Source organism: Sinorhizobium fredii USDA 257 (assembly GCF_000265205.3).
In the GTDB taxonomy this organism is placed as follows: Bacteria; Pseudomonadota; Alphaproteobacteria; order Rhizobiales; family Rhizobiaceae; genus Sinorhizobium; species Sinorhizobium fredii_B.
Window position 1 is genome coordinate 2,907,672 of record NC_018000.1, and the last position, 24,760, is coordinate 2,932,431.

The following is a 24,760-nucleotide window of genomic DNA, read 5'->3' on the forward strand; positions in this document are numbered from 1 at the left end:
ACGGATCGTACTTCCGGAAGCGATTTTTTAGGTGGGAGGCGGAAGTTCGTGCAAGCACCATCTACGTCGGCACTTGCGCCGACCGGAAAAGGTCGCGGCGTCTTATGCGCTCGTGCTCTGGCGAAGATGCGGGATCGCTGCGATCCGCCTCTTCAGATACGGTTCTGGGCGTCGTTAAAGCGCTCCACGAACCGGATAATGTCGTCGACCATCGGTGCGTCCCAAAGATCATTATGACCGAAGCCGTCGTAGATCAGCATTTGCTTGGGCTTGGGTGCGATTTCATATAGCGCCTCGCCCGAGGAAAGCGGAATGACAGGGTCACGTCGCCCGTGGATAAACAGCTTCGGTTGCCTGACCTTCGCTATTCTCAGATCGGAGCGGAACGGATCCTTTATAAGGAGTGCAACCGGGAAGTAGGGGTAGATCGACTGAGCGAGCGACAGCACCGACAGGTAGCCAGAAACGAGAATGCCGGCGATAGCCGGTCTTCGCCGCGCAATATCGACCGAGACGCCGCTTCCCAACGATTGGCCTAGAAGAATGATCTGGCTTTCAGATTCTGCGGCAAGCCAGTCGAATGCGGCAACTCCGTCGGTGAGTAGCCCGACCTCGCTCGGTGTCCCCGTCGACCCGGGATAGCCGCGATAAGAAATTGCGAGCAGGCCGATCCCCCGTGAGGCCAGCGCTTGGGCGAGAAAGCTATAGTTGTCGACCCGGTCAGCGTTGCCAAGAAAGAATAGCACGGCCGGCCTGCGGGGTTTGCCCCGGCTGTAGAGTCCGAAGAGCGTCTCTGCATCGGGCGTCCCAATATAGACAACGTCGCCCCAGCTTGCGTGCACCGGCGCCTGTCGCGCACCAGGGTAGAGGAGGGCTCTCTGGGAGAGGTAGGTCGCGCCGAGGAGGGACACATAGGCGATAATCGCCACAGTCAAGAACATCAGCAGGAGTTTTGCGGTGCTCACGACGCCATCCCCGGACGCCCAACCGAGTCCCTCAGCGCCAGAGTGATCGGCTTGCAGGGAGCCTCAACACCGCTTCGCTGCGGCCGCTAAACCTGTGGTGTCGCGGATCCCGGACTGGTAGGCATCGATCAGCTTCGCAGCAAGGACTTGAGCTTCCTCCGACTTCAGCGGCAGAGCCCGCAATTGCAGTTCGCTTCGGAAAATTCTCTCGATCATCTTGAGCTCGTCAGGCCCGATTGGGTCGAAGCTCCAAACTCGCTCGGATTTCATCAGCTTTTCCTCTGTGCCCGGCAACGCCGAAGGGTCGATGCTGGCGCAAAGTCTACGCCACTTCACCAATATGGCGAGTCATTAGAGCGCCTAGCGGATCAAGGGTCCGGAACCGTACGAACGAGGAGATCAGTCTGATGGGAAAAACAAAATTAGCCGACGGTGGCTCTGCTATTCCAATTACTCGGGGCGCAGATTGGCGGCGCGCAGCCGGCATGCTAATGTGCTATCCGTTTCGGTTATAGCGGAGCGGTCGGCGAGGCGCTGCGGTGGCCGGCTCCGCAGCCTAGGGGAGCGGCTATGGCAGTTCCTTCCCAAGCTTCGCTCAACAATCAGTTGCTGACCCTGCTCCCAGAGGCCGACTTTCGCCAGATCGCGCCCGATCTCGCCTCTTTCAATGTGGCGCGAGGGGCGTTGCTGGCAAGGGCTGGCGATCCCATCGAGCATGTCTACTATCTCACATCCGGCATAGGCTCGCTGGTCGCCTCCACGCCTGAAGGCAACAGAGCAGAGGCGGGCATCTTCGGGCGTGAAGGTTACATTCCGACCTCTGCCGCGATGGGTGTTGAGCTCAGCGTCCACGACGTCATCATGCAGATCCAGGGAGATGCTTACCGGATGGAGTTCACCGCATTCCGGAAGTGGATGGATCATAATCGGAACTTCGCCAGGGTCATGATCCGATGCATCGAGGCCTTCTCGATTCAGCTTACGTACACTGCCATTTCGAACGCCGTGCACGGGGTAGACGAGAGATTGGCGAGATGGCTGCTGATGTGTCATGACCGTGTATCAGGCGACGAAATTCCTCTGACGCATGAATTCATTTCGCTGATGCTCGCCGTTCGTCGTCCAAGCGTCACCACGGCGCTGCATGTTTTGGAAGGAAACGGCTTCATTCGCTCCGTCAGGGGGAACATCATCATCCGGAACAGACAGGCCCTCGAGGAGTTCGCCCGGGACGCTTATGGTAAGCCGGAAGCGGAATACCAGCGGCTTATGACAGGGCTTTTCTGATTCCGGAAGAAGGTCCCCAAGTCGCTCGCCAGCAGATGTCGTCGCGCTCACCCTCAGCGCTCAAAAAAAGCCCCTCGGAACATTTGCCGAGGGGCAGGCCATCAACGTGCAAGCCATTAGTGTGCGGTTTTGTAAAGTAGGGCACGAATCGAAATTGCTCCATCCTCGCTCGTCCTGCGTACGAAATCGGACCAAAGGCTCGCGCGGTGGAACGACACGTGCGCCTCCTGGTTGGATAGCAGGTTCATAGAAGGGAGGTCTCAATGAAGGAGATCCCCTGGCGCATAGCCCTTTCGGTAAGACTTCAAAACGGCATAGAGCGACGGTTCTGTGGCCCGTATGACGCCCTCGACTTCCTCGAACACGAGTGGCCGAACCACGGAAGACGTTACTACCAAGCAGTCAAAGATTGCCGTGCGGCGTTGTCGAGGCTTCAAACAGCCGAGGTGGCAAGGCTATCATTTATCGATGCCTGTATAGAGGCATCGATGCCATTTGCGGAGACCCGTGGCAGTCACACTCCGGCTCTACTTAAGGGCACGTCTGCGCGTCGGCGGTACTGACACGAAACTAGCGTGAATTCCCGACCGCACCCTCGAGCCTCTTTGAAGCTACGCAGACGATTTCACGCTCATTTGTATACGCATAGTCTGAATTCGAATTGGTTGTGTCCCGTCGAGTGGTGTAACTCGGCGGTAGCGAAGCCGCTCGGGAGCGCGCCCTCAACAGCGCTGTAGCGAGCGAGCGGCTAGCAGCGGTCATCGATGTTCCCCGGTAGGGTCGGGTTGCTCACACCAACCTGATTCGAAGGAAGCACCGATGACCGATGCCATGATGAACCTGCGCATGCTCGTGGAGAAGACCCCCGACGCCGATATTCTGCGCGAGATGATCGGCTTTGCCGCTGAACGGCTGATGGAGATGGAGGTGGGTGCCTCCACCGGCGCCGGCTATGGCGAGAAGAACCCGTTGCGCACGGCCCAGCGCAACGGATATCGCGACCGGGACTGGGAGACGCGAGCCGGCACCGTCGAGCTGCGCATCCCCAAGCTCAGGAAAGGCACCTACTTCCCTTCGTTCCTGGAGCCGCGGCGCATGGCTGAGAAGGCGCTGACGGCGGTGATCCAGGAGGCTTACATTCAGGGCATCTCGACCCGCTCGGTCGACGACCTGGTCAAGGCCATGGGCATGAGCGGCGTCTCCAAGAGCCAGGTCAGCCGGCTCTGCGAGGAGATCGACGGCAAGGTGAAGGCCTTTCTCGACCGGCCGATCGAGGGCGACTGGCCATATCTGTGGGTCGATGCCACCTACCTGAAGGTGCGCCGCGGCGGCCGCATCGTCTCCGTCGCTGTGATCATCGCCGTCGGCGTCAACACGGACGGCCGGCGCGAGGTGCTGGGCATGGAGGTCGGCACATCGGAAGCCGAGCCGATCTGGACAGAGTTCCTGCGCAAGCTAACTCGGCGTGGCCTGCGCGGCGTCAGGCTCGTCGTTTCCGATGCCCACGAAGGCATCAAGGCGGCGGTTTCCAAAGTTCTGTGCGCCACCTGGCAGCGCTGCAGGGTTCATTTCGCTCGCAACGTGCTGGCGCATGCCGGAAAGAGTGGCCGTCGTGTCGTGTCGGCCTTCATTGCCACCGCCTTCGCCCAGGAGACGGCAGAGGCGGCAAGCCTGCAATGGCGCGCCGTCGCCGACCAGATCCGCCCGAAAGTGCCGAAGCTCGCCGCCATCATGGACGAGGCCGAGCACGACGTCCTCGCCTACATGAGCTTCCCCAAGGAGCACCGCGTCAAGCTACACTCGATCAATCCGATCGAGCGACTCAATGGCGAGATCAAGCGGCGCACCGAGGTCGTTGGCATCTTTCCCAACGACGATGCCATCGTCCGCCTCGTCGGCGCATTGCTGCTTGAACAAAATGACGAGTGGGCCGTGCAGCGGGCTCGCTACATGACACTGGAAACTATTAGCCAGATGAGTGATGATCCGCTCATCAGCCTGCCGGCAGTGGCACGCTGATCAGTCCGGCCTACGCCGGAGAGCACGGCGACCAAAGCCGTCAGTTACACCACTCCAGTGGGCACGATCGAAAAACGCTGCACATTGTTCCTGAAATTGCCCTTAGCCTGCAGACCCGACCGATCTATCAGACGAGGTTGATCGAAACGTCGATGTTGCCGCGCGTCGCCTTGGAGTAGGGGCAGATGCCGTGCGCCGCATCGACCAGTTCACGTGCCAGTTCGCGATCGACGCCCGGCACGCTGACATTGAGGCGCGCCCGCAGGAAGTAGGAGCCGTCGCCGACGTTCAGATCGATCTCGGTATCGATCTCCGCATCGGCGGGGAGCTTGATCTTTCTCTGCGAGGCGGCGACCCCGACGGCTGCGATGAAACAGGCCGACCAGGCGGCGCCGAACAGCTGCTCGGCGGCCGGGTGCGGCTGCGCCAGCCTGAGGTCGAGCTGTCCGTCGCTGCTCCGCGTGCCGCCGTTACGGCCGCCGGTGTTGTGAGTCTTGCCGGTGAAAAGAAGCTTCTCGGTCATGCTGAAATCCTTTCTTGTTCGTTCCATTCGTTCCGATTTAATCGGATGCGAGCTAAGTAGCCGACGTAAGAGCCCATGTCAAGCGGATACGATTTAATCGGATGCGAGTATCCCTAACACTGTCCGCCATCGCCATTGCCGTCATACCGATGGTTCTTGTCGTGCCCGGCAACGCCCACCAGGCCGGCAGCGGCTGGACCTATCCTCCAGCCTGTTGCAAGGACAAGGATCTCGGAGGAGACTGCGCCGCCATACCCAGCTCAGATGTAAGAAAAGGCACCCGCGGCTTCTCCGTCACCCTGCTTCCAGGGGACCATCACCTCGCCACGAGAAGCCACCGGTTCTTTCATCCCCTATGGTGACGAGATTCCGTCCGGGGACGGCAACTATCACATCTGCCTTCATCCGACCGAGGACAACCTAAACTGCTTTTTCGCGCCGCCTGATAATGTGTGACGTGATGGGAGACGCATGATTTGCGAACCGGTGTGGTTGAAATTAAATCTGTGTTCAATTTTTAGAGATATTCGTGCGAGGCATTGTTGATTTCACATGAGTTGATATTGATGAGCGTATTTCAAAACAAAGCTGTTCGCCTGATGGCTGCCTGTGAAGCGGGGTCTTTGAATGATCTGGCAGAGCGCCGGAGGAAACTCTTGCTTTCGGCACTGGAACTCTACCGAGCGATAGGGGGATCGTTCGAGCAGCTCGAGGCGGTGATAATGCGCGATGAAGCGGAAATTCCCCGGCGCGTTGACGTGGTTCTCGGCGATCTGATGAGCGAATTGGCGGCTATTGGCTACGTCTATGACCTGGACATCATGCAGGCCGCGCACAACACGCTTGACAGCAGACGCCAAGAGGCGGCTGATCTCGCAGGCTGACCGCCCTCCAGTGCCGCGCTCATTGTGAACGCATGAGAACATCACCGTTCGGTAGACGGCAAGCAGGCTTCAAGATCAAGGGAACTAAGCGGCTATAGAACAGCATTTGACGGTGGACTTCATCAATTCTTAAATCGCCCAGTTTTACTCTGAGTTGTCTGATCGGGGCATCTAGCGCCAATATAACCGCATGAACGCGGGTCGGACACGACACTTCCTGCCGCCGTAAAATCCTATGCGAGGTCCTGGCCTCACGCCTACCCGTTCGACGTCGTCATGGGCGCCATTGCCTGCGACGTTCCTTTGAAAGGCGCTGCATGATGGCAATTGTGAATTCCTCTTCCAAACAACTTGCGCTGCAGAATCGCAAGGAACTTTTCTACAATGTATTTGCAACCTTGAACCGGCTGGAGATCGACGCATCTCCGGTGAACTACGAGCTCCTGTACGAGATCGTCAGCGGCAATAATCCGGAACTTCGTGAGAAATTCGCGCGGCTAAACAAGCCGATTTCCGAAGAGGAACTCGAGACGCTGGCACGAACCTATCTGCCGCATCACTTCGGGAAATCAATCCATGACCAGTCCGCAAATCGCCTGCAGAGCGAATTGACGACGTTGAAGGAGTCGCTGCTGTCGGGCCAGAACTCGCTATCCACCTACACCAGCATGCTTGGCCAGGCGACCGGCAAGATCTCCGCGGTCGATCCGCGCGACATGAATACAATACGGTCGGAGCTTCAGGCGATCCGGCAGTTGACGGAAGTGCAGCACTCGGCGAACACGCAGATCCTCGAGCGCGTATCGAACCAGATATCGGCCGTCGCGGAAATCACGAGCGATGTGGATGAGTTCGAGCGGACAAAGTTCACGCATCTCGTCACCAGTCTCGCCAACCGGCGTGGCTTCAACAAGAAGCTGGCCGAACTCTATGGTGGCCAACACTATCCCGACGGGGTGTCACTTCTTCTCTGCAATCTTCTGGTCCTCGAGCCCTTCGACGCCAAGGAACTCATCAAGGTAAAGGAAGCCATTTTGGAGCGCTTAGGATTCGCTGTGTCGCGCGCAGTCCAGGCCACCGACTTTGCCGCCTGGCTCGAGCGGCCACAGATTGGCATCCTCGTCTGGATGACCGCAGAGGCGGAAATCCAGAAAATGGCGGACCACCTTCGCAAGAGCTGCCTTGCGGCATTCGACAGCCGCCAAGCGAAGATGCCAGCCGTCGTCGCCCGGTTCGGCTGCAGCACCACCTATGACGCGAACACGGCCTCGGAACTGGTCGGCCACGCGGAAAAGGCCCTGCAGACCGCCACAGACGCGGCAAGCGACAAGGTTGCGTTCTTTTCTGCCGGCGGCGCCCGCAAAGATTGGATGCTCTACCGCGGATGACCGACAGGACGGGGCCTTCCTGCATTATAGTAAAATCATGTCGAATTGCAGTTCGGCCAAGCGAATAGGTGAGTAGGCGCGAACATGTCTGCGAACTCAGGAACCTAGGTTCGGATCGGGCCTAATGTAACGATGTGTTGCTTTGGATAAAGTGCAATAACGATGAATCGGTAGCTGCACGGCGATAAGGTGCAAGAACTATATAATTGATTTATGTTGGTTAGAGTAATCTCAAGGATTATTCGTTGATTGACGATTTTAACATAGAATATAAGACTACCAAAATAAATCAGCGAGGAAGCTATGCCGTACAAAGACAGCGTTCAGCGTGTTTCTCCGAGAAACGCGACTCAGATAACCGGGAACGTCAGTTGCAAGACAGGATCGAGCAACGGGATCGTCAAGGATCTTTCTGAAGAGGGGATCTGCTTTCAGCTCTTTTTCGACATCGGCGCCCGCACCGGACAGGAGGTCACGATCCGCAGCGCAGAGCTCGGCCTTCTGACCGGCATTGTCCGGTGGAACAGGGGAGACCGCATAGGTATCAAGCTCAAGCTCTCATCCAACACAGCGGCGCAGATCGCGTCATACTATAAGTTCTTCAAAGGCTGACGAGGATACAGGCCCGTTTCTCGACTAGCCGATCGGCTGCTTCGATCGGGCTCCATTATCGGGCCGCCCAGTTGGCGCCGCGGCGGAAGAGCGTCCTCATTTGCGGGACATCGAACTCCTTTGCCTGGTGGCCAAGCGAGGAATAAAAGACGCGGCCACGACCATGCTTCCGCTTCCAGGCGACGGGCATGACAACGCCATCGATCCAGTAGGAGTGATCGCCCGTGAACTTCGTCGTTGCCAGCACCTCGTTCGATGGGTCGACATGCATGTAGTATTGCTCTGACCTATAGGGAAAGTCGGTGATCCCTTCCATCACCGGATCGTCCGGCCGCGTGATGTTGACCGTGTAGTCGATGATGTTGCCGGGATGGGCGACCCATTGGCCACCGATGATGAACTGATATTCGACGCATTCGCGGAAGCTGTCGCCTGCACCGCCATGGTAGCCGGCAAGGCCGACGCCGTTCTCGATTGCGGCCGCCAGATTCTGGATCTCCTCCTTCTCAATCTTCGACATGGTGACGATCGGCACGACGAGGCTCAAATCATGCACGGATGGATCGGCGAAGGCTTCGCTGCCGTGCTCGACATGGACCTTGAAGCCGTCCTCCTCGAGCATGTCCTTGATGATGGCCGCGCATTGCTGCGGCTCGTGGTCGCTCCAGCCGCCCCAGACGATCAGTGCTTCACGCATGGTCTTCCCCTCAGTCCCAGTTGCCCACCCGCAGATCGGTGGCTCTGACAGAGGGCCGGACGCCCGGCCCTGGATCAGAGTTTTAGCGCCGCCGTGTATGTCTTGGCGGTGTCCGTCACATGGATCCGCATCAGCCGCTCGAATTCCTCGAAGGCCCCCTTTTCAAAAAGCTCGACGAAAGCGCGGTGCTCCTTGAAGGAGCGGGGTGTCTGCACGTCGATCGGGGCGCTGTAGTTGGTCCTGAGGGCCGCGACGCGCCCAGCCACCAAACGGTAGGATTCCTGGACGTAGCGATTTCCGCAGTGATTGACGAAAGTGTCATGAAAGGCCGTATCGGCGCGACCATAGGCGACCTTGTCCTTCGCTCCTACGGCCTTCTCCATCTCGCCGATCACCGTTTCGAGTGCGGCGAGCGTGCCGGACCGGTCGTTCCGGTAGGCCAGCCTGGCAGCCTGCGGCTCCAGAATGGCGCGGAACTCGCACAGCATGGCGATGTCGTCGGCGTCCGGGCTGAAGACGAAGCTGCCGACCTGCGGGCGGATCACAACGAGCCCCTGCAACTGGAGCTGGTTCAGGGCTTCCCGAACGGGCGTTCGGCTAATTCCGAAGGATTGCGCCAGCATCTCCTCGGCGATGACGGCGCCAGGCGGAAACTCGCCCTCGATGATCGCCTGTCGCAGGCGCGACGCCACCTTCTGGGCCAGAGATTGTGACGGCTCGAGCTTCAATGACGGCATGGCAGGATCCATTTACAGGCGATTGCCGCCGCTAGAGAGATCCGATCCGGGTCGGCCCGGCTTGCGGCGGCACGCCAGAGATATATACACGGCACCGGATGGCGACAAGCCGTACCGGCGCCGTGCGGATTGGCTTCCGGAAGGGGGTCATTCTCCCCGGATGCGCTTGAGCTCGCCGAAAACGAGGTCGAGCGTTTCGGGTCCGATCGATGCCGCATGGCGCTCGGAGATCACCTTGAGTTTGTCGCGTAGCCGCTCCATCTCCTCGGGCGTGATCTCGTTGACCTCCATTCCCTGGTCCTTGAGGTTCGCCAAGCTGACCTCGGACTTCTCCCGGTTGACCTTGCGCTGTTCCTTCTGGCCGACCAGGGCGCATTCCTTGAGGACGGTTTGCTCCTCCGGCGAGAGCCCGTCCCACACCTTCTTGGAGAACAGCACCAGTGTCGGGCTGTAGGCGTGTTTGGTGAGCGTCAGATACTTCTGAACCTCGTAGAACTTCATGTTCTCGATGTTGTTGAACGGGTTCTCCTGGCCGTCGACCGTTCCGGTCTCGAGTGCGGAATAAATTTCCGAAAAGGCAAGCGGTACTGCGTTGGTGCCGAGCTCCTTGAACGTGTCGATGAAGATGTTGTTCTGCATGACGCGCATCTTCACACCCTCAAAGTCCTCGACCTTGGTGATCGGGTGGCGCGAATTGGTGGTGTGGCGGAAGCCGTTCTCCCACCAGGCGAGGTTGACCGCGCCGACCGCCGGCAGCTGGTCCGAGAACCAACCGCCGACCTTGCCGTCGAGCAACTGGTCGGCTTCCTTCTCGTCGTTGAACAGGAAGGGCAGATCGAAGACGCCGAAAGACGGGATAATCGAGGTGAGCGGAGCCGTCGACGTCAGCACCATCTCGAGGGATCCGGTTCGAACGCTTTGGGTCGCAGTCAGATCGTTGCCGAGAGCGCCGTCCCAATAGGGCTGGATCTTCATCTTGCCGCCCGTTTTTTCGAGCGTGCAAGCTCCCATGGCGGCAAGGCCGTTGCCCATGGGATGTTCCTTGCTGACGCCGTTCGAGACGCGGATCGTCCGCTCTTCGAACTCGGCCTTAGCCGATCCCGCGGCAAACAGCGTCGAGGCGGCGATGGCCGCCGCAAGGCCGGTTTGTGTGATGAGCATGCGCATTGTTCAATCCTCCCTATGAATTTTTATCGGTGCGTGAGCCAGTCGAGTGGAACCATGACGAGACCGGGGAAGAGGACGAGCAGGAAGAGAACGATGAGCTCGGCCCATAGGAAGGGCCACAAGCCCTTCATCAGATCGCCCATGGAAATATTGGCGACCCTGCACATGACGTTCAGCACGATGCCGACGGGCGGCGTAATCAGCCCGATCGCGTTGTTCATGATGAAGAGGACGCCGAAATAGACCGGGTCGATGCCCGCCTGCTTGATCACCGGCATCAGGACGGGGGTCAGGATCATCAGGGTCGGTGCGAAGTCCAGCGCGGTACCGACGATCACCACGATGATCATGATGACGGCCATCAGCAGGATCTTGTTGTCCATGAAGGGGCTGAGCATCGCCTCGACCTGCGCCGGCAGCTCCGATAAGGTTATGAGCCAGGCGGAAATTAGCGCGGTCGCGATCAGGAAGACGATGACGGCGGTGCTCTTTGCAGCCGCGACGAGGATCGGGTCGAGCTGGCGCAGCGGCAGCTCCCTGTAGACGAAGGCGCCGACCACGAAAGCATAGACGCAGGCGGCGACACCGGCTTCCGTCGGGGTGAAGATGCCGAATTTGAGCCCGCCGATAATGCCGGCCGGCATGACGAGCGCCCAGATTCCGTCGATGCCGGCGCGCAACCGGGCGCTCCAATCCTGACGTGGCAGGGTCTTGACCTCGTCGCGCCGCGCAACCCACAGCCAGGCGAAGAGGAGAGAGAGCCCCATCATCAGCCCCGGAACAATCCCGGCCAGGAACAACTTGCCGATCGAGACGTTTGCGATGACGCCGAAGACGATGAGGCCGATTGAAGGCGGGATTACCGGCGCAATCACCCCGCCGGCTGCGATGAGACCGGCGGAACGCGGCACGTCGTAGCCGGCCCGGCGCATCATCGGGATGAGAAGCGCGCCAATCGCCGCCGCATCCGCCGCGGCACTCCCCGAAATGGCGGCCATCAACACGGAAGCGAAAATCGCAACGAAGCCGAGACCGCCGCGAAGATGGCCGACGAAGGTCAGCGCGAAGGTGACGATCCGCTTCGAAATGCCACCGGCATTCATGAGTTCGCCGGCCAGCATGAAGAACGGAATGGCAAGCAGCGGAAAGCTGTCGGCACCCTCGATGATCTTCTGCGACAGGATCGTGGTGTCGATATTGCCCTGCAGCACCATGAGCGCGACGGCGCAGATCAACAGGGCAAAAGCGATCGGCACGCCCAATGCGATGGCGCCGATCAGCGAACCGGTGAAAATCGCGATGGTCATCGGTCGACGCTCTCAGCTACGTGAACCGGGGGGATCTCCTCGCTCTCGCTGATTTCGAGAAGTTCGCTGTCGCTGATCTGCCCCGTTACCGCGCGCCAGAGCTTGACGAGTGCGTGGAGGCCGATGCCGGACGCCGACAGATAGACGACGCCATGGACCCAGATCATCGGAATTTCCGTCACCGGTGCCAAGGTGCTGGCATTGACCTCGTGCTGGAGCCATGTGCCGCGCAATAGCATTGCGCAGCAGATCAGGATCAGGCCCTGGCTGAGCACGCAACAGGCGATCTTGCCTCGCCGCGTCAGCGCCCGCACGAAAGTGTCCATTCCGAGATGCGAGCCGTCGCGCATTGCGACGACCGCTCCGATGAAAGTGATCCAGACGAAGAAGATGCGAGACAGCTCTTCGGAGACCGTGATGCCGGAATTGAAGACATAGCGCAGCACCACATTGCCGAAGACCATCACGACCATGCCGGCCAACAGAAGCGCGAGCAGCGTCTCAATCGCCTGGAACACCCGGTTCATAGCGAAATGACCTTGCCGGGGTTGAGGAGATTATCGGGGTCGAGCGCCCCCTTCAGCACCCTCATCAGGGCAATCTCGGCCTCGCTGCGGGCATGGCCCAGCCATTTCTTCTTCGTCGTGCCGATGCCGTGCTCGGCCGAAATGCTGCCGCTCATATCGCGCACGAGCCCGTAGATGATCGTATCCATCGCTTCCTTGGGTTGCTCATCAAGCGGCAGTCCCGGTACCCAGGCGACCAGATGCAGGTTGCCATCGCCGATATGCCCGTAATAGACGCTTTCGCAGCCGGGAATGCCCTCTTCGAGCGCCGCTTTGCATTGGCTCGCGAAGATGTCCATCCGGCCCACCTGGAGCCCGATATCGTAGGAGATATGGGGTCCAAGCCCGGTGCCGAATTCGGCGCAGGCGTCGCGTACCGCCCAAAAATCCTTCACCTGAGCATGGGACTGGGCGACCGCCGCATCGGCCAGAATGCCGCTCTCCATCATCTCCTCCAGCCAGGTTTGGAACCGCGCGGCATCGGTCGCCTCGTCGGATCCGTGCGTCTCGACCAGCACGTAGAAAGCGTGGCCGGAAGTAACCGGGGAACGGACTTTCAGGCGCTCTGTGACGACCTGCCAGTAATCGGGCCACATCACCTCGAACGCTGACAGGATGGGCCCGAGGCCGCTGCGGGCGCCGGCCAAGAGCGCCGCCACATCGTCGTAGCGCGAGAGGGCGCAAAGCGCCGCGGTCGTGGAACGCGGCTTGGGGAACAGCCGCAACACCACGCGGGTGATGATGCCGAGGGTCCCTTCCGATCCGATGAAGAGGTGCTTGAGATCGTAGCCGGCGTTGTTCTTCAGGAGCTTGTTGAGGTTGGTCAGCACGGTTCCATCCGGCAAAACCACCTCGAGGCCGAGAACGAGATCGCGTGTCATTCCATAGCGGATGACGCGATTTCCGCCCGCATTGGTGGAGAGATTGCCGCCGATGGCGCATGATCCGCGCGAGCCGAGATCCAGCGGGAACAGAAATCCCGCCTCGTCGGCGGCCTTCTGCACGACCTCGAGGGGCGTGCCTGCCTTGACGGTCATCGTCGCGCTGACCGGATCGATCTCTTCGATGCCCAACATGCGCTCCAGCGAGATGGCGACCCAGCCTGGCTCGGGCGTTGCGCCGCCGCACAGGCCGGTCAGGCCGCCCTGTGGTACGAAGGGCAGCCGGACGGCCCGGCAGGTCGCTACAGCGCGCGCCGCTTCCGCTGCATTGCTGGGTCGCACTACGGCGATTGGCTGACCAGGAGGCTTGCTGCTCCAGTCGTTCCTGTTGCGCAGGGGAATGTCGTTGCCGGTCAGGACCGCTTGAGTCCCGAGTTCGACCCTCAATTCCTCGAGTGCATCCTCCCTCGGACGATCCCGATCCACTGCATCCATCATCGGCTCTTTTCTTGTATGTAAGGTACTGTACCTTAGCAAAGGCAAGTGGTATGTCAAGCTCCGCCAACGCAGCAATGCCGCGGCTCCGATGTCAGTTATCGCGAGTGTCCGGTGCCAGCAGGAGGAATATCGTGATGCTAGAGAGATCCGGTCGGTTCGGCCTTTGCGCCGCAATGAGCACGCCGTTCCGGCCGGACGGCGCTATTGATCTTGCCCGCTTTGCGCGACACGCGCGGTGGTGCCTGGAGAACGGATGCGCCAGCGTGACCGCCTTCGGCACGACCGGCGAAGGTGCGTCGATCGACAGCTCCGGGCGCGAGCAAGTGCTCAGCGCTCTGGCCGGTGCGGGGATCGAGGGAAGGGACGTCGTCGTCTGCGTCGCTGCCGCCTCGGTTGACGAGGCGCTCGCGCAAGCGCGCATGGCTGCGGATTTCGGCAGTCGAAACCTTCTTCTGCCGCCGCCATTCTACTTCAAGGGTGTTAGCGATGACGGCCTGTTTCTATGGTTCAGCCAAGTCCTGGAAAAGCTGGGAGCGGCGGCGGGCGGCGTCATTGTCTACAACATCCCGGCGGTCACCCAAGTCGCCTTGTCTGTCGAGTTGATCGCCCGCTTGAGAGAGGCATTCCCGGGTGTTGTCATGGGCGTGAAGGATTCCTCCGGCGACTGGGCCTATACGCGGAAGCTACTTGCGGCGCACAAGGACCTCGCCATCCTGATCGGCGACGAGCGCTATCTGGCTGAAGGCGTGCGCCTGGGAGGAGAGGGGGCGATCTCGGGCCTCGCCAACGTCTGCCCGCAGGTGCTGCTGCCTCTGGCGCAGGACGGGCGAGGCGACGCGCGGATCAACAACCTGGTGGACGAGGTGCTCAGATACTCTGTTGTTCCAGCCGTGAAGGCCCTCGTCGCGCACCGCAGCGGCGATCGCACCTGGCTCAACGTCCGGGCTCCCCTGGTGGCGCTAGACGAGATTGAAGCGTCCCGCCTCGGTTCAGTTCTCGACCACCTCTTCGAAGTCCATACGGACTGACGTGGACACAGCGCAGTCCCATCTCACATTTTGTCGACCCTTAGCCCTTCAAGCAAGGCGCGGAACCCCTCCACCGCTCTCTTCGATGTTTCCTGGGGCTCGTCGGAATTGGCGATCCACAATGCGGCATGGCTGCTGGCGCCGTTGATCAAGCGCGCCGCCACCTCCTCGTCGATGTCGACGATCGCGCCCTCGGCTTTTAGCTGGCGCAGACTTTCGCTGAGAGCAGCGATGCAGCCGTTGGTGCTCGGCCATTGCGATATGTCCCCCAGCACGGCCGGGCCATCGCGGAACATGATGCGTTGGATTTCCGGCTCGAGTGCCATCTGGATATAAGCGACGCACTCCTCCACGAATCCCTGCCAGCGGCTCGGAGCGGCTGCCGAAACGCGATTGAGCCGATCCGTCATCTCGGCGTCGATTTCCTTGATGACCGCCTGAAAGAGGCCCTTCTTGTCCCCGAAATGGTGATAGAGGGCGCCTCTCGTCAGCCCCGCCGCTGCGGTGAAATCGTCCATCGAGGAGTCGGCATATCCGACGGTGCCGAAGGCTTGTCGGGCAGCGGCAATCAGCTTCGCCCGGGTCTCAGTGATCATGTCGTGGCGTTGTCTGCGCATATACTCTCCGGTCACATACGTCGCGTATTTTATTTGACATACGATACGTACGCAACTAACTAGGACATACGCCACGTATGTAAGTGGTGGAGCCGCACAAGGAACCTCCCATGTCCAATCCTTACGCAGAAATCTTCAGAGCGCCAGGAGCAAAGGGCTTTTCAGCGGCCGGCTTCCTCGCACGCCTGCCGATAGCAATGGCCCCGATCGGCATCGTTGCGATGCTCTCCCAGACGCACGGGGAATACTGGTTGGCGGGCGCGGTGTCGGCTACCTTTGCGCTGACGAACGCGCTGGTTTCTCCCCACTTATCGCGGCTGGTGGATCGCTACGGCCAGACGGCCGTCGTGGTCCCGACCACGATCATTTCGGTCTTTGCCTTCTTCGCCCTCATCGCGGCGGCCAATCAAGGATGGCCCGACTGGGCGCTCTTCGTCTCGGCCTTCCTGGCTGCAGCCATGCCCAGCATCCCGGCCCTGGTGCGGGCCCGGTGGACCGAGATCTTCCGCAATCGGCCCGAGTTGAACACCGCCTTCGCCTTTGAGTCATCGGCAGACGAGTTGGTCTACATCGCCGGCGCTTCGCTCTCGGTAGGCTTGGCGGTCGCTCTCTTCCCGGAGGCAGGCATGCTCGCCGGCACTATTTTCCTTGCCGTTGGAACTCTGGCATTCATCCTGCAGCGCTCGACCGAGCCGAACCTGCGCCATACGGAGATCGATGCCCCGCAAGGCTCGGCGATCCGCCTGCGTGCCGTGCAGATCATCACGCTCGCTCTCGTCTTCGTGGGTTCCATGTTCGCGACGGCCGAAGTGAGCGCCGTAGCAATCACCAAGGAACTCGGGCAGCCTAATGCAGCAACCATCGTCATCGGGGTTTATGCAATCGGCTCCTTCGTGGTCGGCCTGGTGCTCGGCGCTCTCAATCCAACGATGTCTTTGCACAGGCAGCTCTTGATCGCGGTCAGCGTGCTTGCCATCACGTCCTTGCCGCTCCTGGTGGCGGACACCGTGCCGCTTCTGGCACTCGCCGTGTTTGTCAGCGGTATCGCCATCTCTCCGACCTTCATTACCGCCTTCGGCCTGATCGAGCGCCGTGTGCCGGCCTCGATGCTGACGGAAGGAGTGACGTGGGTGATGACCGGCATCGGGATCGGCATGGCGCTCGGTGCCTTCCTCGCGGGCTGGGTCGTCGACAATTTCGGAGCGCAGAACGGGTTCTGGGTGTCCGTGATCGCAGGCGTGGCGACCGTGGTGACCATCGGTCTGGGTCAGCGGAGCCTGGCCGGCACGACAACGGAATGCCCTGTCGGCTCCCTTGCCCAGCCGGCAGAGTAGCGAAGCCGACGTCGCGCAGCTCAACCACATCGAAGTTGACGTGATGGTGGATTGGTGAATTTGAATACAACATGTCGCGCTCTCATGTGCGACATGTTCGTGGCGCTAAATCATCCGCATTCCGGGGCATGTCAACCGTATGTCGCAGTCGGCCGGTAACTCGCCGGAAGCCCGTCGCCGCTCGAACGCGCCGTGAGGGCCTTTGTCCGGCTCTCCTACACCGCGGCTGCGATAGCCACAGAAAGGCAATGCGCGCAAAAGTATGATTAATCAATAAACCCCTTATTTTTATTGTGTCTCTTATACTTTCGGATAATATCCTTTCTGCAACGGCACATTTTCCCCGAATTGCTCTTGGAACTTGCTGAATTGGCAAGGGGAATAAGCATTGCAGTGTCGATGCTCAATATTGCAGAAGATACGGTTTGAACATGATTAAGCCTGGGTCATTGCGATCCGGGCTTAATCCATATGCATCTGCCGGATATCTCTGAATACCTCATCTTGGCGCGTCCCCTGCTTGCGTCTCCTTACGGCCAGATTTGGTATACTTCATTGCGGATGGCTCTGAACATATTGCACCAATTGGCCAACAGGCCCGCCAATAAACACTTTCACCCGCCTTGAAGCTTAACGCCCGCCTTTGCTGTCGGCTGATTATCTAACGGTGCCGTTTTTCCCGGCGACGCCGGTTGCCATGCTCGGGCTGGCGCCAGGGCTCCTCCGGTTCGTTGAATCCAAATAACTCCGGGCCAACGCCTTGGTGGAGAACGTGACCGTTCCTTTCATCGGTATTGAGCGGTCGCGAGCAATTGCTGCAACACTATTCCCACCTGCCGACGGTTACCGGACCGATGAGGTGGCCCGTTCGTCCGGCTCGATGGGTAGATCTGATCCTATCGGCTTTTGAACCAAAGCTTCGAGGTCCCGTGCTAGAGCGGCGAGTTGCTCGGCTATCTCTAAAAGGGTCGAGGCCGGGGCGGTTGCTCTCGGATAGTCAATGTCGCAGTCGTCCATCTCTAGATTCCCTGCTAATAGAGTTTTCATTCGGCGCCGCTGCCGCGTGCAAAGCGGTCGCAGCCGCGCTTCGCTGTATTCACCTCGGAACTGCCGGTGATCGTGCTGCAATCGTAGAGGTTCCGGTCTTGGCCCATTTGGCTGCTGTCATCGCGGAGCCGAGCAGCAGAGCGGGCACAGCCAACGCTCCGATGAATCTAAGCAATTGAAGGCGACGCGTGCGCCTTCCTTCCCAATCGTAGACCATCTTCTGTCCGCCGGAATGGTTCTGAAGATCATGCCGCGGACATAGAAGCAGACAATCGCCGACAGGTCGAGATTTTTTTGGCGCAGCAACCTCCGGTCACGAAAGACTTTAGAACTCGCGAATTAATCGGCGTCGCTCTTCCATCTGGAGCGACTCGCGTGCCGGCATCGCGATGCCCTTCGGTGTTTCAGCGTAGTAAGGCGATCAAGCCCTTCTTGCATCCGAAGCACAATGCCGGGAGTCGGGGCCGCTACAGTCGCCGACACTCTTGAACAGCCGAAGTATCCCGGCATCGTCTGATCCGGACGGAGATGCCGCTCGGCGGTTCACAGATGTCATCTTGGCCGCAGCAAAAAGAGACATTCACTCAACGCAGGAGTATGATCGGATCAGCCTGGAATTCTGGCACCCCGAGAGTGGCAGTACACGAAGACTGGGTGGTCACATGAACGATGCGACGGTGCACAGACGTTTGACGGCCATCCTCGCCGCAGACGTTGTGACTTACAGCCGACTCATGAGCCGGGACGAGGCAGGCACCCACGCGGCATGGAAATCGCATCGCAGTGAACTGATCGACGCCAAGATCGCCGAGTATGAGGGGCGCGTCGTGAAGCTCACAGGCGACGGATTTCTGGCGGAATTTCCGAGTGTCGTGAATGCGGTCACCTGCGCGGCCACGGTCCAACTGGGTATGCTTGAGCGCAATGCGGGTGTGCCGCAGCGCAGCCGCATTGAGCTTCGCATAGGCATCAACCTTGGGGACGTGATCGTTGAGGGCGACGATATATTCGGGGACGGCGTCAATGTGGCGGTTCGGCTTGAAAGCATAGCGACGCCCGGCGGGATCGCGGTTTCTGCAGCCGTCCGCGACAATGTCGGCAACCGGCTCGATCTTCAATTTGATGATATGGGCGAGCAGACGCTCAAGAACATCGACAGGCCGGTGCGCGCCTATAGCATTACCCTGGACTTTCCACCGGCTCCCAGAACGCGCCGTTCGGATGCAAGCCCGCAAGAGCCCTGGGAGATCGAAAAGCCCTCCATTGCGGTCCTGCCCTTCAACAACATAAGCGGTGACCCCGAGCAAGAGTATTTTAGTGATGGGATCACCGAGGACATCATTACCGACCTGTCGAAAATCTCCGGCCTCTTCGTCGTCGCGCGCAACACGGCCTATACGTACAAGGGCAAGCCGGTAAAGGTGCAGCAGGTGAGCCAGGATCTCAGGGTCAATTTTATCCTGGAGGGAAGCGTCCGCAAGGTCGGCTCGCGTGTGCGGGTGACTGCGCAGCTCGTCGACGGAAGTGGCGGCGGTCATCTCTGGGCCGACCGGTACGACCGTGATCTCACGGACATATTTGCCCTTCAAGACGAGATCACCCATACCATTGTGGATCACTTGAAGGTCAAGCTGCTGCCAGAGGAGAAGAGGGTAATCGCTCGGGTGCCGACCGGGAGCTTCGAGGCCTATACGTACTACCTTAGAGGACGGCATTTCCTGCACTGGCACTCCAGATCTCATTACGTCCTGGCGAAGCGCATGTTCGCCATGGCGGTCGGACTCGACCCGCGTTTTGCGCGGGCCTACGCCGGAATTGCGGACTGCGATTCCTTCCTCTTTCTGCATTATAACGCGGATGTCTCGATCGATGGCATTCTGGCGACTAGCGCCAAGGCGCTGGAGCTTGAGAGCGGTCTCGCAGAAGCGCATGCTTCACGCGGTCTTGCTCTGTCACTTCGCGAGCGTCATCCGGAAGCGATGGAAGAGTTCGATCAGGCGATCGCCCTCGATCTCAATCTTTTTGAAGCCTATTACTTCTACGCCCGCGCCTGCTTCACCCAGGGGAAACTGGAGGAAGCAGCCAGGCTTTTCCAGCGCGCCGCAGAGATCAAGCCTGACGATTACCAAGCCTTGCTTGTGCTCATTAACATTCTCCGATCGCTTGGGCGCGAGCAGGAAATGAAGATGGCGGCGCGGGAAGGTGTTGCGCGCGCCGAGCGTGAGCTGAAGCTGCGTCCGGAAAATCCGAGACCCGCCTACTTGGGGGCTTTGGGGCTGGCGGCGCTTGGTGAGCTTGATCGTGCTAAGGAATGGGCGGGACGCGCTTTGGCCATCGATCCCGACGACCGCCTGGCGAAATACAACGTCGCTTGCTTCTATGCGCTCGAGGGCGAACATGAACGAGCGATCGACCTGCTAGTGGAGCTTCTCCCCGGTGCCACCCACGAAACGAAGAGGTGGGTGAAATACGACTCGGATCTCGATCCGATCCGTAGTCACCCGCGCTTCTCGAAGGTGCTTGAACTCCTCGGGTAAGAGGCATTGTCCTGTCACAGGTATGCAGGCCGCCTCGTCAGCCACTGGTTCTTCGCCCGCAGTCGTCTCTCGAACATGGTGATAGTCAAGGCGTCTGCCTTTTTAGCCGAGCTGTCCCGGGCGTATCTCTTGACAGAAATGGTATAACACCTTAACAGTTATACCATGAGCACGCTGGCGATACGCAAAAAACTCTCGGATGAAGTCCGCTTCCGCCTCGAGGAGATGATCCGGGAGGAGATCTACCCCTTGGGCACTACGCTTCCTTCCGAGCGGGACCTGATGGAAATGTTCGGGGTCGGGCGACCATCGATCCGCGAGGCGCTGTTCGCCTTGGAGCGCATGGGGCTCGTGAAGATCAACACGGGCGAGCGTGCCAAGGTCACACGGCCGACGCCGGATCATTTCCTCTCTTCGCTCGCAGGTGCGGCACGTATGCTGCTTGGCCGACCGGAGGGCGTCGCCAATTTCGAGCAGGCGCGGCTGTTCCTGGAGGAAAGTTGCGCCCGTCACCTCGCGGCGAACGCTACAGCGGCTCAGATTGAGGCGATCGAGGCCGCACTTGCCCGCAACGAGGCCGCGATCGGCAAGGCCCGCGCCTTCGCCATGACCGATGTCGCCTTTCATCGGACGCTGACGGAAATGGTTTCGAATCCCATTTTTCTCGCCGTCCATGATGCTTTCGTAGACTGGCTGATTGCTCAGCGGCCCTTGCCGGTCCAGCCGGAGATTTCCAACAGAGAGAGTTTCGAGGAGCACGTCGCGATCGTGGAGGCGATCCGCACCGGAGAGCCGGAGCGGGCCGGGCGCGCCATGCGCGAGCATCTGGAGAGTGCAGCACGCAAGTACAGGCAAACGAGCCCTTAGGGCCGATACGACAAGGGAGGAATGTTCAAATGAAAACGGGACTGATTTCACTGGCCCTCGCGGGCCTGCTGATGGCGTCGCAAGCCTCGGCTCAGGAGACGCGTACGCTGCGGCTGGGGATGCAGGGCACCGCCGGCGATCCGCAATTCGAGGGTGTCACGGAGGCGGCGCGGATCATCAAGGAGAAATCGAGCGGTCGGTTGACGCTGGAAATCTTTCCCAATTCCCAACTCGGTACCTTCAGCGAAATGATGGAACAGGTCACCCTCGGCGAGCTCGACTTCACGCTCAATCCGTTCGGGGGGATGGACGCCTGGGTTCCCCGCGCTGTGGTGGCCAGCACCGCTTATGTGGTTGGTGACTTCGATCACCTTCAAAAGATCATCGCCTCGGATTGGGGTAAGGGAATCGTCGAGGAGATGCGAACCGAGCACAAGTGGCGAACGGTCGACTCCTGGTATTTCGGAACGCGGCACACGACGGCGAAAAAGCCGATCGAAAAGCCCGCCGACTTCGCCGGCATGAAGTTGCGCGTTCCCAACTCGGCGCCGCTTCTCACCTGGGCGAAGGCGATGGGCGCCAGCCCGACGCCCGTGGCTTTCGCGGAAGTCTATCTGGCGCTTCAAACCAACCAGGTCGACGGCCAGGAGAACCCGTTGCCGATCATTGACTCGATGAAGTTCACCGAGGTGCAATCACATGTCTCGTTGACCGGACATCTAGTGCAAGACCAGCTCATCCTCATGTCGGAAGATACATGGAACGCGCTCGAACCGGCTGACCAGCAGGTCGTGATGGAGGCCTTCGAGGCGGGCGGCGTCCTCAACAACAAACTCGTCAATGAAAAGGAAGCGAGCCTCGTCAGCGCTTTCCGCGAGCGCGACATCACCGTAGTCGAGCCGGACAAGGCGGCTTTTCGGGAGGCCATGAAGCCTGTCTATGCCGATCTCGACGCAAAGTTCGGTGCCGGCACAGTGCAGACGCTCCTCGATCTCCGTTAGGCCATACAGGCGTTGCCGCAGGCGGCAACGCCTTCTGACCCCAAGGAATTCAGCAATGGCCAATCCAAGTCGCAGGCAAAGTCTTGCCCGTATCGAAGAGACACTGGCAGCCGGCCTCTTGGTCTTCGCATTTGCCGTAATCGCGCTTCAGATCATCACCCGGTTCATTCTCGGCGATCCGTTGTTCTGGACGGAGGAGGCTGCCCGCTACGCTTTCGTATGGCTGGTGGCGCTTGGCGCTGCAGAGGGGATCACCTCGCGCACGCACATCACCATGGATATTGTGCCGATGATGCTTCCGGAGCGGGCGCAGCTCGTCTTGCGGCTCATTTTGGATGGCCTGGTGCTCGGCGCGCTCCTCATCCTCGTCTACTACGGCATCTTCGGCGCAATTCGCGCCCATAAGGTGATGTCGATTGCGATCGGCGTGCCGGAATCCTGGCTCTACGGAGCTTTGCCGGTCTTCGGCATGCTTGCGGCGGTCAGGATCATGCTGGTTATGGCGCGGGATGCCCGAGCGCTTTTGAGCGGCGGTCATCCGGTCGCCGATGCCCCTTCCGAAAGGTACCTTTAGATGACGACGCTCTTCGGGGGATGGTTTGCTCTTCTGGTCGCCGGCATGCCGGTAGGCTTCACACTGATCGTGGCGGCTCTCGCCTATATGCTCTGGCAGGGCACGGGTCTCAATTTTGCTGGGCAGCGCATGGTCGCTGGCCTCAATAGCTTCCCGCTCCTTGCGGTTCCCTTCTTTATTCTCACCGCCCAGCTGATGAACGTTTCCGGCGTGACCGAGCGCATTTTCGATTTCGCCAAGGCCCTTGTCGGCCATATCCGCGGCGGACTCGGCCATGTGAACATCATGGCGAGCGTGATGTTCTCGGGCATGTCAGGCTCGGCTGTTGCCGATGCGGCCGGTCTTGGTCAGCTTGAGATCAAGGCAATGCGCGACGCCGGCTATGACGAGCAGTTCTCCGGTTCGATCACGGCCGCATCTGCGATCATCGGACCGCTTATCCCGCCCTCCATCCCTCTCGTGGTCTATGGCGTGATTGCCAACACCTCAATCGGCGGGCTTTTCCTGGGCGGTATCGTGCCGGGCCTCCTGTGTGCGGCCTCGCTGATGGTCATGGTCTATGTCATCGCCTGGCGGCGGAACTATGCGACAGAGCAGCGCGCCAGCCTTCGCCGGGTCTGGTCCACCTTCTGGCGAGCGCTCTTTCCGCTAATGACGCCCTTCATTATTATTGGCGGCATCTTTGCGGGGATCTTCTCGCCGACAGAGGCTGCCGTCGTTGCGGCCAGCTATGCGCTCTTGCTCGGCGTCGTAGTCTACCGCGAAATTACTTTCGCCAGACTCGTGACGGTGCTCCGCGAGACGGTCGGCCATACGGCCGCCGTCGGCCTCCTCATCATGGGCGTGTCGCTATTCGGCTATGTGATCGCGCGGGAGCAGGTGCCTCAGCACGTCGCCGCGTTCTTCCTCAACTATGCGGATGACCCGCTGACATTCCTCATCCTCGTGAACCTCATGCTGCTTGCACTCGGCACCTTCATCGAGGCGTTGGCGATCCTGCTGCTCATCGTGCCGGTGCTGGTGCCGACCGCGCTTCAATACGGTATAGATCCCGTCCATTTCGGTGTGGTGGTGGTGTTCAACCTGATGATCGGCATATTGACACCGCCGATGGGAGTGGCGCTTTTCGTGGTCTCGAAAGTCGCCAACATTCCCTTCGGTGTGCTTGCCCGCGGTATCCTTCCACTGCTCGTTCCGCTGATCATCGTCCTGGTGCTGATCACCGTCTTTCCAGCCCTCGTCACCTTCATTCCCGACCAGATGCTCGGAGCTGCTCGGTGAGCCTTCCCGCCAAACCGCCCGAAGGCGTCTGGGGAGCGGTGCTCCTGCCGCTCGATCAAAAAGGCGCGATCGATTGGCCCGCCCTACAAGAGCAGCTATCCGTGCTTCACGGGAGCGGCCTCGAGGGCATTTATACGAGCGGCACGGCAGGCGAATTTCACAGCCAGACGGAGGCAGAGTTCGACGGGCTTAGTCACCTGGTCGCCGATTTCTGCCGTAGCGTTTCCTTGCCTTTCCAGATCGGCGTCTCGCATACAAACGCACGCGTCGCACGCGAGCGGCTGGCCCGTATCGCAGTACTGAGGCCCGATGCCGTCCAAGTGACCCTGCCGGATTGGTGGGCACCGACCTATGACGAAGCGGAGCGTTTCGTTGCCGGCATGACGGCAACAGCACCAGACATTCCGCTGGTCCTCTACAATCCGCCGCATGCCAAGCGCCGGCTGAGCCTCGACGAGATCTCAAGGCTGCAGGCCGCAGTGCCCACCCTTATCGGCGCCAAGCTGCCGGGAGGCGATCGTACCTGGTACGAGGAGCTCCGCCGGAAGCTGCCGGATCTCGCTGTCTTCATTCCCGGACATTTCATGGCGAGCGGTTGCCTCGCCGGGGGGCGTGGCTCCTATTCCAATGTCGCGTGTCTCAGTCCCGCCGGCGCCGTGCGGTGGTGGCGGCAGCTCCATGAGGATCCGACGGATGCCCTCGCGTTCGAGACCCGCGTCATCGGCTTCATGAACGAGCATGTTCTGCCGCTTGCCGCGCGCTACGGCCTGTCGAACGCCGCACTCGACAAAGCGATGGCTGCAGCCGGCCGCTGGTGTCCAATTGGTCCGGAGCTGCTCTGGCCTTACAGTTCCGCGCCCAATGAAGCGGTTATCCAGCTTGGCGCTGCGGCCCGCCAGGAGCTGCCTGAGCTTTTTCCCACGAACCTTTGAAAGCGATCAAA

24 protein-coding genes and 1 pseudogene are annotated in these 24,760 nt (G+C 60.0%); 15 read left to right on the plus strand and 10 right to left on the minus strand.

What is annotated here, in order from left to right; all coding sequences use genetic code 11:
• Positions 1 to 152: 152 nt before the first annotated feature.
• Positions 153 to 965 (minus strand): alpha/beta hydrolase, encoded by an 813-nt coding sequence (locus USDA257_RS13400; protein WP_014763502.1) that lies wholly within the window; start codon positions 963 to 965, stop codon positions 153 to 155.
• 63 nt (positions 966 to 1,028) lie between these two features.
• Entirely contained in the window at positions 1,029 to 1,235 is a 207-nt protein-coding gene (locus USDA257_RS13405; protein WP_041414189.1) for a hypothetical protein, read from the minus strand.
• Positions 1,236 to 1,535: 300 nt separating this feature from the next.
• Here USDA257_RS13405 and USDA257_RS13410 point away from each other — a divergent pair, with 300 nt between their 5' ends.
• From USDA257_RS13410 to USDA257_RS13415, 3 genes are all read left to right on the plus strand, one after another.
• Positions 1,536 to 2,252 carry a Crp/Fnr family transcriptional regulator gene (locus USDA257_RS13410; RefSeq protein WP_014763504.1) on the plus strand — a complete coding sequence of 239 codons (717 nt, stop codon included), beginning with the start codon at positions 1,536 to 1,538 and terminating at the stop codon, positions 2,250 to 2,252.
• A 263-nt stretch (positions 2,253 to 2,515) separates the two neighbouring features.
• Positions 2,516 to 2,815 (plus strand): DUF982 domain-containing protein, encoded by a 300-nt coding sequence (locus tag USDA257_RS34015; RefSeq protein WP_080605584.1) that lies wholly within the window; start codon positions 2,516 to 2,518, stop codon positions 2,813 to 2,815.
• A 256-nt stretch (positions 2,816 to 3,071) separates the two neighbouring features.
• The gene (locus USDA257_RS13415; RefSeq protein WP_014761859.1) at positions 3,072 to 4,271 is read left to right on the plus strand and encodes an IS256 family transposase; all 1,200 of its coding nucleotides are present in this window, start codon (positions 3,072 to 3,074) and stop codon (positions 4,269 to 4,271) included.
• A gap of 127 nt (positions 4,272 to 4,398) precedes the next feature.
• On the opposite strand, the gene USDA257_RS13420 is transcribed toward USDA257_RS13415, so the two are convergent.
• On the minus strand, positions 4,399 to 4,794 hold the full coding sequence (locus USDA257_RS13420; RefSeq protein WP_014763506.1) for an organic hydroperoxide resistance protein: 396 nt from the start codon (positions 4,792 to 4,794) through the stop codon (positions 4,399 to 4,401).
• A 149-nt stretch (positions 4,795 to 4,943) separates the two neighbouring features.
• On the opposite strand from USDA257_RS13420, the pseudogene USDA257_RS37800 reads away from it, so the two are divergent.
• The 4 genes and pseudogenes from USDA257_RS37800 to USDA257_RS13435 all read left to right on the plus strand — a co-directional run bounded on the left by USDA257_RS37800 (position 4,944) and on the right by USDA257_RS13435 (position 7,678).
• Positions 4,944 to 5,250: pseudogene (locus tag USDA257_RS37800) on the plus strand (hypothetical protein).
• Positions 5,251 to 5,360: 110 nt separating this feature from the next.
• Positions 5,361 to 5,678, plus strand: a complete 318-nt coding sequence (locus USDA257_RS13425; protein WP_041415226.1) for a hypothetical protein — start codon at positions 5,361 to 5,363, stop codon at positions 5,676 to 5,678.
• Positions 5,679 to 5,998: 320 nt separating this feature from the next.
• Positions 5,999 to 7,066, plus strand: coding sequence for a diguanylate cyclase domain-containing protein (locus tag USDA257_RS13430; protein ID WP_041415227.1), 1,068 nt, complete (start codon positions 5,999 to 6,001; stop codon positions 7,064 to 7,066).
• 303 nt (positions 7,067 to 7,369) lie between these two features.
• Entirely contained in the window at positions 7,370 to 7,678 is a 309-nt protein-coding gene (locus USDA257_RS13435; protein WP_014763509.1) for a PilZ domain-containing protein, read from the plus strand.
• A gap of 55 nt (positions 7,679 to 7,733) precedes the next feature.
• On the opposite strand, the gene USDA257_RS13440 is transcribed toward USDA257_RS13435, so the two are convergent.
• From USDA257_RS13440 to USDA257_RS13465, 6 genes are all read right to left on the minus strand, one after another.
• Positions 7,734 to 8,375 (minus strand): ThuA domain-containing protein, encoded by a 642-nt coding sequence (locus USDA257_RS13440; RefSeq protein WP_014763510.1) that lies wholly within the window; start codon positions 8,373 to 8,375, stop codon positions 7,734 to 7,736.
• Between the two features lie 74 nt (positions 8,376 to 8,449).
• Entirely contained in the window at positions 8,450 to 9,112 is a 663-nt protein-coding gene (locus USDA257_RS13445) for a GntR family transcriptional regulator (protein ID WP_041415231.1), read from the minus strand.
• Between the two features lie 147 nt (positions 9,113 to 9,259).
• Positions 9,260 to 10,279, minus strand: a complete 1,020-nt coding sequence (locus tag USDA257_RS13450) for a TRAP transporter substrate-binding protein (protein WP_014763512.1) — start codon at positions 10,277 to 10,279, stop codon at positions 9,260 to 9,262.
• 23 nt (positions 10,280 to 10,302) lie between these two features.
• On the minus strand, positions 10,303 to 11,586 hold the full coding sequence (locus USDA257_RS13455; RefSeq protein ID WP_014763513.1) for a TRAP transporter large permease: 1,284 nt from the start codon (positions 11,584 to 11,586) through the stop codon (positions 10,303 to 10,305).
• Entirely contained in the window at positions 11,583 to 12,113 is a 531-nt protein-coding gene (locus tag USDA257_RS13460; RefSeq protein ID WP_014763514.1) for a TRAP transporter small permease, read from the minus strand. Before USDA257_RS13460 ends, USDA257_RS13455 begins: the two co-directional genes overlap by 4 nt.
• Positions 12,110 to 13,528, minus strand: coding sequence for an FAD-binding oxidoreductase (locus tag USDA257_RS13465; protein WP_041415233.1), 1,419 nt, complete (start codon positions 13,526 to 13,528; stop codon positions 12,110 to 12,112). Before USDA257_RS13465 ends, USDA257_RS13460 begins: the two co-directional genes overlap by 4 nt.
• 137 nt (positions 13,529 to 13,665) lie before the next feature.
• Between USDA257_RS13465 and USDA257_RS13470 the strand changes: the two genes are divergently transcribed.
• Positions 13,666 to 14,559, plus strand: coding sequence for a dihydrodipicolinate synthase family protein (locus USDA257_RS13470; protein WP_014763516.1), 894 nt, complete (start codon positions 13,666 to 13,668; stop codon positions 14,557 to 14,559).
• Positions 14,560 to 14,582: 23 nt separating this feature from the next.
• On the opposite strand, the gene USDA257_RS13475 is transcribed toward USDA257_RS13470, so the two are convergent.
• On the minus strand, positions 14,583 to 15,176 hold the full coding sequence (locus tag USDA257_RS13475) for a TetR/AcrR family transcriptional regulator (RefSeq protein WP_014763517.1): 594 nt from the start codon (positions 15,174 to 15,176) through the stop codon (positions 14,583 to 14,585).
• A 110-nt stretch (positions 15,177 to 15,286) separates the two neighbouring features.
• Between USDA257_RS13475 and USDA257_RS13480 the strand changes: the two genes are divergently transcribed.
• The 7 genes from USDA257_RS13480 to USDA257_RS13510 all read left to right on the plus strand — a co-directional run bounded on the left by USDA257_RS13480 (position 15,287) and on the right by USDA257_RS13510 (position 24,749).
• Entirely contained in the window at positions 15,287 to 16,510 is a 1,224-nt protein-coding gene (locus USDA257_RS13480) for an MFS transporter (RefSeq protein ID WP_014763518.1), read from the plus strand.
• Between the two features lie 1,709 nt (positions 16,511 to 18,219).
• Positions 18,220 to 20,094, plus strand: a complete 1,875-nt coding sequence (locus USDA257_RS13485) for a TPR end-of-group domain-containing protein (RefSeq protein ID WP_014763519.1) — start codon at positions 18,220 to 18,222, stop codon at positions 20,092 to 20,094.
• 165 nt (positions 20,095 to 20,259) lie between these two features.
• Entirely contained in the window at positions 20,260 to 20,961 is a 702-nt protein-coding gene (gene nanR, locus USDA257_RS13490; protein ID WP_014763520.1) for a transcriptional regulator NanR, read from the plus strand.
• A 29-nt stretch (positions 20,962 to 20,990) separates the two neighbouring features.
• Entirely contained in the window at positions 20,991 to 21,962 is a 972-nt protein-coding gene (locus USDA257_RS13495) for a sialic acid TRAP transporter substrate-binding protein SiaP (protein ID WP_014763521.1), read from the plus strand.
• 55 nt (positions 21,963 to 22,017) lie between these two features.
• Positions 22,018 to 22,536: a TRAP transporter small permease gene (locus USDA257_RS13500; protein ID WP_014763522.1), complete on the plus strand. Its 519-nt coding sequence runs from the start codon at positions 22,018 to 22,020 to the stop codon at positions 22,534 to 22,536.
• Positions 22,537 to 23,817 carry a TRAP transporter large permease gene (locus tag USDA257_RS13505; protein WP_014763523.1) on the plus strand — a complete coding sequence of 427 codons (1,281 nt, stop codon included), beginning with the start codon at positions 22,537 to 22,539 and terminating at the stop codon, positions 23,815 to 23,817.
• Positions 23,814 to 24,749: a dihydrodipicolinate synthase family protein gene (locus USDA257_RS13510; RefSeq protein WP_014763524.1), complete on the plus strand. Its 936-nt coding sequence runs from the start codon at positions 23,814 to 23,816 to the stop codon at positions 24,747 to 24,749. The genes USDA257_RS13505 and USDA257_RS13510 overlap by 4 nt, the downstream gene beginning before the upstream one ends.
• Positions 24,750 to 24,760: the final 11 nt, after the last annotated feature.